This is a genomic window from Moorena sp. SIO3B2 (assembly GCF_010692525.1).
Taxonomy (GTDB): Bacteria; Cyanobacteriota; Cyanobacteriia; order Cyanobacteriales; family Coleofasciculaceae; genus Moorena; species Moorena producens.
In genome coordinates this window covers 1-8,735 of sequence record NZ_JAAHHE010000257.1, presented here as the reverse complement: position 1 = coordinate 8,735, position 8,735 = coordinate 1, and the positions used below count along the sequence as shown (strand labels likewise).

The 8,735-nt window shown below is 41.7% G+C and carries 11 protein-coding genes; 3 read left to right on the top strand and 8 right to left on the bottom strand.

What is annotated here, in order from left to right:
• Positions 1 to 18: 18 nt before the first annotated feature.
• The gene (locus F6K38_RS30190) at positions 19 to 330 is read left to right on the top strand and encodes a hypothetical protein (RefSeq protein ID WP_287358762.1); all 312 of its coding nucleotides are present in this window, start codon (positions 19 to 21) and stop codon (positions 328 to 330) included.
• A gap of 47 nt (positions 331 to 377) precedes the next feature.
• Here the strand turns inward: F6K38_RS30190 and F6K38_RS30185 are convergent, their stop codons facing one another.
• A complete protein-coding gene (locus tag F6K38_RS30185) occupies positions 378 to 569 on the bottom strand; it encodes a hypothetical protein (protein ID WP_287358761.1) in 192 nt (63 codons plus the stop codon).
• A 121-nt stretch (positions 570 to 690) separates the two neighbouring features.
• Here F6K38_RS30185 and F6K38_RS30180 point away from each other — a divergent pair, with 121 nt between their 5' ends.
• Entirely contained in the window at positions 691 to 867 is a 177-nt protein-coding gene (locus F6K38_RS30180; RefSeq protein ID WP_287358760.1) for a hypothetical protein, read from the top strand.
• 851 nt (positions 868 to 1,718) lie between these two features.
• On the opposite strand, the gene F6K38_RS30175 is transcribed toward F6K38_RS30180, so the two are convergent.
• The 3 genes from F6K38_RS30175 to F6K38_RS30165 all read right to left on the bottom strand — a co-directional run bounded on the left by F6K38_RS30175 (position 1,719) and on the right by F6K38_RS30165 (position 4,704).
• Positions 1,719 to 2,465, bottom strand: coding sequence for a calcium-binding protein (locus F6K38_RS30175; protein WP_287358758.1), 747 nt, complete (start codon positions 2,463 to 2,465; stop codon positions 1,719 to 1,721).
• Positions 2,466 to 3,145: 680 nt separating this feature from the next.
• Complete coding sequence (locus tag F6K38_RS30170) at positions 3,146 to 3,493, bottom strand: hypothetical protein (protein WP_287257192.1); 348 nt, start codon at positions 3,491 to 3,493, stop codon at positions 3,146 to 3,148.
• An 8-nt stretch (positions 3,494 to 3,501) separates the two neighbouring features.
• Complete coding sequence (locus F6K38_RS30165) at positions 3,502 to 4,704, bottom strand: RNA-guided endonuclease InsQ/TnpB family protein (protein ID WP_502709615.1); 1,203 nt, start codon at positions 4,702 to 4,704, stop codon at positions 3,502 to 3,504.
• Positions 4,705 to 5,133: 429 nt separating this feature from the next.
• On the opposite strand from F6K38_RS30165, the gene F6K38_RS30160 reads away from it, so the two are divergent.
• Complete coding sequence (locus F6K38_RS30160; RefSeq protein WP_287257175.1) at positions 5,134 to 5,469, top strand: hypothetical protein; 336 nt, start codon at positions 5,134 to 5,136, stop codon at positions 5,467 to 5,469.
• Positions 5,470 to 5,623: 154 nt separating this feature from the next.
• On the opposite strand, the gene F6K38_RS30155 is transcribed toward F6K38_RS30160, so the two are convergent.
• From F6K38_RS30155 to F6K38_RS30140, 4 genes are all read right to left on the bottom strand, one after another.
• A complete protein-coding gene (locus tag F6K38_RS30155) occupies positions 5,624 to 6,412 on the bottom strand; it encodes an HIRAN domain-containing protein (RefSeq protein ID WP_287358757.1) in 789 nt (262 codons plus the stop codon).
• Between the two features lie 322 nt (positions 6,413 to 6,734).
• Positions 6,735 to 6,941 carry a transposase gene (locus F6K38_RS30150; protein WP_287358755.1) on the bottom strand — a complete coding sequence of 69 codons (207 nt, stop codon included), beginning with the start codon at positions 6,939 to 6,941 and terminating at the stop codon, positions 6,735 to 6,737.
• Positions 6,925 to 7,743 (bottom strand): IS630 family transposase, encoded by an 819-nt coding sequence (locus F6K38_RS30145; protein WP_287358753.1) that lies wholly within the window; start codon positions 7,741 to 7,743, stop codon positions 6,925 to 6,927. Before F6K38_RS30145 ends, F6K38_RS30150 begins: the two co-directional genes overlap by 17 nt.
• 599 nt (positions 7,744 to 8,342) lie before the next feature.
• The coding region (locus F6K38_RS30140) for an FG-GAP-like repeat-containing protein (protein ID WP_287358751.1) at positions 8,343 to 8,735 on the bottom strand (393 nt) is incomplete at its 5' end.

Below are 8,735 nucleotides of genomic sequence, written 5' to 3'. Positions count from 1 at the left end.
TGGAAGTAGAAGAGTTCAATGCCATCTCAAATCCATCAAAAGTATTGTGGGTATTATAGTACGTTGTTATCTGCTCAAGATCTGAGTCTAATGGGACTAGGGAAGACTTTTGAAAAGGACAGCATGGCTGGCATGGGAGTCGCAATCACCGACACCCAATTTGCCAGAGAAAGTAAGGCAAAAAAAAGATCGCACTCCCAATACTCAGAATGCGATCGCCTTTGGCGGGCTCTTCGAGCCATCGCACAAGCGCTGAAACTGAGGCCTTTGGGCCACGCTTTGCGAACGCTTCCGGAGCGTAGCGTGGCCTACGGCCAATCGCATTTCTAGGGATCTGACTTCCCATCTCCCCACCCTTCCCAGCCTTGCAACACTCCCTATTCCTCTGGCTCCATCGGCACACTTATATCGAAAATAATTAGAAACCTAGCATCAGGCACCAGCTGTTTCAGGGTCTGCAAATAACCTTTGGCATCATAACAGTTGGGGAACCGAGCGAAAACGACTGGTGGCATCGGTGGTAATAGCCGAACCATGACCCATGGATATAGGCTTGGACGATAGGACATAATATGAAGTTATCTCCTTTACTTCAAGGGGTACCCAGAGCCAGCCTTCGCCCTTGCAAGTACGTCAGGCTGGCTCTTCCCGTGGATTTTATTGTCCACGGTTTCATTATACCATAAAAAAATGCACATTATAGCATATTTAAAAAAGTTTTGTAACAAATTATTGAGAGAGTCGGCAGAGGTACAGTTTGATCGAATTGGGGAGTTTGTTCGCGTAGCCTGGCCTACGGCCAGGGGAAAAGAATACCCCATCCTCCAAAATCAGAAGCGTTTATATGGAGGGGAACAGGAATGGTAACAACCAAGTTGACTTATATATTCACCTGTTATAGTAGCTAGTTCCCATGATAGGAACGCAGATATTGCTAATACCGAAAAAATCATAGCTCCTATAATTACGCTTAACGGTATTAAAACAGCTATAAAAAGTATATAAACACAATAATAGGTCGAAAATTTCGGGATTTTCGACATTTCTAGTACTGTTTTTTTTTGGTTGTGAGTGCCCTGCGTCGAATGGGCTATTACATTATTCGCGATGGAGGTGGCAAATCAGGATAGAAAGACCATTGCTTTGCATTAATGCAAGTTCTTTTAAAACGGTCGATTTAAGTCGAATTCCTGGATAAAATCTGGTTATCTCAATTATGCTCTCAAATGCTATCCTATTATTAGCTAACTATAAAGTACGTTAATTATTTTTTTTGTGAAAGTGCAGAAAAACAATTCGGATAAGGCACCTTGCTCACTTTGAATCCTTCCCCGAAAGTATAAAAACGAACAATAAACAGATAAAAATCGGACATTGAGTGCCAGGTTCCATCATCCCGCTTTTGGATGATTTGGGATGATATTGATACTTCTATTGGTGTATATAAATTGAGCCGTTTTGGGTTGGGTATGGTATCTAATGTTCGGACACGATTCACGAGCGATTTGTGTATTTGAACCGACATTTATGGACAAACTCACGATAAATAATTTGCTCACGAACTAGAATCAATCTAGTAACAAATCACTTCTCAACAAGAAGTCCCTTTCGTTCTTGGGAGGGACTTCTTGTTATTTTACTTTCAACTCAAAGCACAATCCAAACCGGTTCGATCCAAATAATTTTGCCTTGAGAAGCAAAAAGCCAGTTGAACTCAATCAGACTATAAAGTCCAGTGAGGCAATGACACTGGTTGTATCCTGCACAACGGCAATTAGATCACCATATCTGTAGATTGCCGTATCTAGTGCTGAACTACCTCCAAAGTTTTGATCTTTTGTCAGCGTGTAATCGCTAATGCTGCCGCCAATCCTAAACTTGTCACCTTCCCAATACTTGAAGTCAGTGATAATGGCATATCCAGAACCCAGATACTTAATCTCGGTATAAGAGCCGTTGTAACCCAAACCGAATATATCAGCCCCAGAACCACCCTCTAGGGTGTCTACCTCTGAGGTGGAACCGCCAAATGCCCCATCGAGATAATCATCACCCTGACCACCAATTAGAGAGTCGTTACCACCACCTCCATAAAGCCAATCATTACCATCTCCACCAGTGAGGGTATCTTGACCAACAGGTGCTCCAAATCCGCCAAAAGCCTTATCACCGAAGAGAAGATCGTTCCCTTGATCACCATAAATTTTGTCGTTACCGCCGCCACCATATATAACGTCGTCGCCCGGGACACCGGGGGGAGTGGTAGTAGGGTTGTACTGTATTTCACCCGGTAGCGGCGTTCTATCGCCATAGAGTTCATCATTGGTATTCAGTCCTGGGTTGTTCTGTGTCCAGCCATAGAGTACATCGTTACCACCTAAACCCCAAAGCTGATGACGAGAAATTCCATGACCAGATACATATAGAGTGTCGCTACTAGCAGAACCATATTTTCCATGAACCATCTCAACTACTCCTGAATTTTTACAAACAATTTATCTAAGAAGTTTCTTATTGGACTTTGGACAAATTAGTTGCTTAAGTGAGGAGGAGAACTGGCTAAGCTCTCACCAGGGGCAATCTAGATAATTTTGCAGCTTAAGCATGTTTAAGAGGGATTGAATAGCTATTTATCAAAAATGGCTAAAATCCTTCCTTGCTCTGTAAGATTTTGAACAGCTTCATGCTCTATCAGCAGATACTTGGCAGCCTTAATTTTTTCCAAAGTCCAACATATCAGTTGATCCTTCTCAAAGCTTGTTACTTCTATTGAAGTCTATGAACAAACGATCAAACTTATGCCAGAAATGGTGAATTCTGCAACAAAACTTTACATGAAAGGTGTACTACTCCTTCATCACCTAGTTTCACCTTGCCCACACCCCCGGCCCTTAATTATGAGTATTCAATCAGACTTGATATTCCCCATAATCCCCATTAAGGCATTAAAGTCGTTTTTTGTGATCTTTTTCAACTAACAGAAAAGATCACAAGAAATGAATTAAGTAATTTTGTTTGCAACAAACAGGTCTTATGCTCGCTCTAGCGCCACTGTCGGAATTGCGGTATCGGAAAGCTGAGCGACCACTTGCGTCAGGGGTGACAAGCAGACTAGAAACGTTTTGGGGTAAGCTTTTGAGCCATGCTATTCCCAATGTTCCGAATCTGCACATTGGCAGGATACCAAAAGCGTGTACAGTTTTTTGTCCTCTTTCATCGTCACCATCTGATGGTTTTTTGACCAGTTCTGAGCAAATATGTGCAGCGTTACCAAATCAAGGACTAAAACTATCAAGACCCTTGTAGAGAAAGACTTTAACAGCCTTACATTGACCTGATCTAAAGGCTTGATTTTTCTGTCGTTGGAGGTTATACTGACGACTGCATCGAAAAAGCGATTGGCCGTAGGCCACGCTTTGCGAACGCACTGACCTGTCCCGGAAATGCGATTGGCCGTAGGCCACGCTACGCGATCGCTAAGTAAATTTGACACTCCCCGCCCTATAAGAGCGGGGATTCTTGGATCAATGACCCGTCTTGCTCAACCAGGTCGGAACCAGGAAGAGTAGAGGACAGATCTCCCCAAGCGTTTAAAAGGGTTCCGGTGTGCCCCACCGTACCTAAGGCTCTCGTTAAGATATTTCTGGCGGCGTTGTGATCTCGATCTAATTGACACCCGCATTTACAGATATGGGTTCGAGTTGATAATGATTTCTTGACCACTTCACCACAATCAGAACAATTCTGGCTTGTATAAGCGGGATGCACTGCAACAGTTACCCTACTAAATTTTTGACCAAAATATTCTAACCACTCCCGGAACTGATACCAACCTGCATCATTAATAGACTTGGCAAGACAGTGGTTTTTGACCAGGTTCTTAACTCTTAAATCTTCGTAAGCCACCAGGTCGTTAGACCGGATTACGCAACGTGCCAGTCTCTTGGCATGTTCTTCACGCTGCCTACTTATTTTAAGATGTGTCCTACCCAGCCTATTAATAGCCTTCTTTCGGTTAGCTGAGCCTTTCTTTTTCCGGGAAACTTTACGCTGATAAAACTTTAATCGTTTTTCGCCTTTGCGATAGAATCTAGGGTTAGGTTCTGAGTACCCATCAGAGTCGGTGTAAAACTCTTTTAGTCCAACATCCAATCCAACAGTAAAACCAGTAGCTTCTAGCGGCTCTGAATTGTCGATTTTTACGCAGAACTGAATATAGTAGCCATCAGCTCTTTGTACAATGCGGACTCGCTTGATCAGTTTCTGGTCAAAACGCCACAAGTCCCAGGTTCCCTTGAGCTTAACCTTACCTATGCCTTTCTTGTCTGTAAACTTGATAGACTTCTTGTCTGGTGATAACTTCCACCCAGATTGCTTATATTCGACAGACCTAGAGTGCTTCTTAAACCTGGGATACCCTTTTTTGCCAGGGACTTTATTCTTGCAGTTATCAAAGAACCTTTTTATAGCCCTTTCTACATTTTCAACTGAGGCTTGACATGCGTGACTATTAAGGTCTTTTACAAATCCAAAATCATCTCTTAGCTGAGTGTTATAACGGTATAGTTCTTTTTTTCCTACTCCGCGATTGTCCATCCAAAAACGTAGTACTTTATTTCGGACAAAGCGAGCCGTCCTAATAGCTTCATTGATGGCTAGTTTTTGGGGGCTTTTGAGAATAGCTTTGAACTCCATTACCAACACTTAAAACTCACCTCCTTGGGGTTTGGTTTTGCTTACTATTATAGACTACAATTCAGATTTAAAAGTTCCGGAATTAGTAAACATAAAAGCCGTCCTAGAAGGACGGGGCTTGAGACCCAAAATTTTTGGTCAAATTACTCAATAGTGATCATGACACAATACTTTTCCGATGAGATAGCCGAGCGCTCATCTATACAGTGAACTGAAGAAATAAAAGTAGATGTCTTCTTGGTTCCTTCGACCAAAGAAATAATACTAAGCCAGACAAATACAGCAGAATGTATCAAAAAGCCCAATCGGTCGATTATCGAATTTTATAAAGGTAAATCGCTATAAGCTATAGCATTCAAAGGTTTTGGATTATCGAAAAAGCAAAAAGTCGAAGGCAGCAACAAACCAATTGATGTTATACTGCCACAACAATCCTTCTTGTACTGGAATTATTGGAACAGAAGGGGTTTAGAGGATGCGATCACAATAGTCATAGCCTGCGGCATAGATTCGATCGTCAGCCGTTCCTATCAAGCCTTTGGTCTTAACCTGACCCTGGAGGAACGGGAAGCTTTGATTCGGGAAAATGCGGAGTTGCTTTATCAGGCTCAACGGCTCAAGAAAGACCTGAACCTAGCCAAGGAAGCCCTTGCTGAACCAGACATTTTAGACGACGAGAACTGGCGGCTGCGACAGCAAATCCGTGAAATGGGAGGAGTTCCGTACGACGAACAAATTGAGTACATCAGCAACAATCCCAACGAACCTTTTTAGACCCCAAAATTTTTCCAAATTAATTGCGTTCACGAAGTGTCGGCTTGGCCTACGGCCAAGCGTAGCCCTTCGGGCTAATCGCGCCACAAAATAAACCCTGTCAGTAATTGCTAAACCTTTTAAAATTTTACATCTCAATCCCCAGGAGTATTACTTACATCGGGCAAACCAAATTTTTCGACTGTTCTTTTTCCTTAGTTAACGGCTGATAGGTCTTGTGAGCATACGGCTCATATCCGTCAAAACCTGAATAAGTCATCTCACACAATAACCGATACTTGAGCGGAGAAGGAGGTAAATTTACCTTTGCTACTTTCACTTCTACTAAACCTGGATCATGCCTTAAAATATCAAGTAGATACTGTGACAAGTAGCGGGGACAATACCCTAGGTGATAATGATCTTTTGTGGTTAACGCTAAAGCCTTATTGTCATAACAATTATGAAACTCGTGACATAACCACAAAGAATCACCAACTTGTAGCTGTTTTATGCGCTCCATAGAAGACTCTGGTAAGTGACGCAAACCATGTACTAGAAAACAAAGGTGGTATTTCCCGTCACTGTCGAGGTCTGGAGAAGGGAAAACTTTAAAATTATCTGTTTGTCGATTTCCTTCGCTCCTTCCTAAAAATTCCATCAAATCAAAACTGTCGGCTGATAAATTGAGCCGGTCTAGATGCCTTCGGTAATCTGGACGCGAGGGTGACATAACTCGGTTGGCAAAAAACGCAAACAACTCCGTCGAACGATAGGTCTTATTCCACTCTGGGAAAGACATTAGAGGCTCAAACCCAAATTTTTTTTGCGCTTCCTTTGCACCTTCTATATAAACAAAAGTGTAAATTTCTCCATTAAATGTCAATCGACCCACCGGGTGCCACGATCGACTTTCATGATCTTGCCAAGCTAAAAATAAAGTTTTTAGGGAGGTGATACTCATAAATTTAATAGACAGAGCAGTCTTTTTTTGTTAGTGAGCAAAATTTTCTTAGCAAAGTCAGATGCTTCTTTTGAGATCCGAAAATCTGGAAATGTCTGTAAAGTTGAATGTATCTGTTGCTCTGAAATTTGCTCAAGACGGTTGAGCCACTCCTGACTAGCTTTAGGATAGTGATACTAAATCCGGTTGTCATACCCCCCTTAAAAAAACTTAAATAGAAGCTAGCCAATGATAGAAAGTTAAATTTCTAATTTCTTCCTTCATTTCGCTCATAACATTACAACGTTTTACTAACAATTCTTCGATGTCTTGATGCAGTCGCTCATGGGGGAAACCCCCAAGACCGCGCTGCATCGCTTTCATCAATCGTGTCAAAACAGTTATTTACTAAAGGTTCATCCACTAATTTCCAAAGTCTTTCTGCAGGTTGTAATTCTGGGGAGTATGGGGGCAAAAACTCTACTTTAATTCCTTCAGGAATTTTTACCTTCTTACTCCGATGCCATCCAGCATTATCTTCTACTAACAACACTTTTTTTTTGAGAAACGCCCACATCTCTAGCAAAGTTTTTATAGACTAGGTTTAACCATTCTGTATTGACTCTGGGGATTAAATACCAGAAAGTTTTTCCGGTCTTCGGTTGTACAAATCCATAGACATACAACCATTTATAACGATGTTGAACAATTGCCATTGGTCTTTTTCCTACCTGAGACCATACCTTTTTTACTATTGGTTTTAAACCGACTCTATGTTCATCGAAAAACCACAGTTCTATTTCCGAGTTGGGATCGCTTTGTTCTAGTTTTTTGACTTTAATTGGTAAATTTTCAATAAATTTATCTTGTTCAATTTGATTACCTTTCTTATGTTTTGGTCTCGGACTCTGCCATGAAAATCTGAGCTTTTTTAAGTAATCCCATCCTCTCTGATTCCAGATTTTTTTAATTCCCGTTTCTTTTTCTATCCAACGAGCTACTTTCGGCCCCGTCCAAATTCCTCCGTCTGATGGCCTTGATTCTAATTCTTTTGCTAATTTTTTCAGTTGAGCTTCTCTTAGTAGTGGTTTTTTTGCTCCCCGATGCTGTCTGTGCTTATTTTTTAAATTTTGGACTCCTTTTTCTCCAAAATTATTATACTTTTTAACTATTTCTTTGCCATAATCATAATTAATACCTACAGCTATAGCACTAGTCTTAATAGTCCAACCTAAGGACACTTTCCACAGTAAATGCCATCTTCTTGATTCGACTGAATCTTTACTTTTGAGGTACTTTTGTTTTAGTTCCTCCGAACTATAATGATTAGCTAGAGCAGCTTTTTTAGGCATCAACTTTCTCTCCATCGATTTTCCTATATTATACGTGGGTTTTGACAACCGGACTTGGTATGAGTATTAACGTATTCAAAAAGTTCAAATGTTTTCAGAGGCTTTAGTGGGAGCTAGATAAATACCTGTTTGAGATGTCTTAGGACGTACAAACCCCCAATTTTCATGATGACGATCACCATTACCAATCCACGCATCTAGCAACAAGTAGCCAACAAACAAATCTCTTGCATCTGTGAAACCATCAGGTACTATCCAATTAGGGGGGAAGTTAACAGATTTTTTTATAATCGCCTCCATAACCACTTCAATTGTGTGTTGATAAGCCTTTTGCGTAACCGAAGCGGGATAATCGGGATTAATGCCACTAAGTACTTCATTAACGCGCGTGACAAAGACCCGGTGGGGCTTGCGCCATTAGCAAATACTCTTAATGGCCAAAGCTAAAACTACCGCCAGAAGTAGCCGAGGTGACTGGCTATTCCTGGCGGTGGATTCGGGTCATCGCTAACCGCTACAACAATCTTGGAGTTGCTGGAGTGGGAGACCAACGCCATCACAACTCAGGTGCATTACCAATGCTTGATCATGTACTGCAATTAATGAACACCAAAGTCACTAGTTATCACCTTAACTCCACCTGCTGGTGCCCACTGATCAATAAAGTTGCTAATTCCGACATTAGTAACAGTAAAGCTGCCATCACTATTGGAAAAAGCCACAGGTATACTACCCCAACCTGGAGCTTGTCGTACCAGGGCTATATCGGTGCGACCATCGCAGTTAAAGTTGCCAGTTATCACCTTAACTCCACCTGCTGGTGCCCACTGATCAATAAAGTTGTTAATTCCGGCATTGGTAACAGTAAAGCTGCCATCACCATTGGAAAAAGCCACAGGTATACTACCCCAACCTGGAGCTTGTCGTACCAGGGCGATATCAGTGCGACCATTGCCGTTAAAGTCACCAGTTATCACCTTAACTCCACCTGT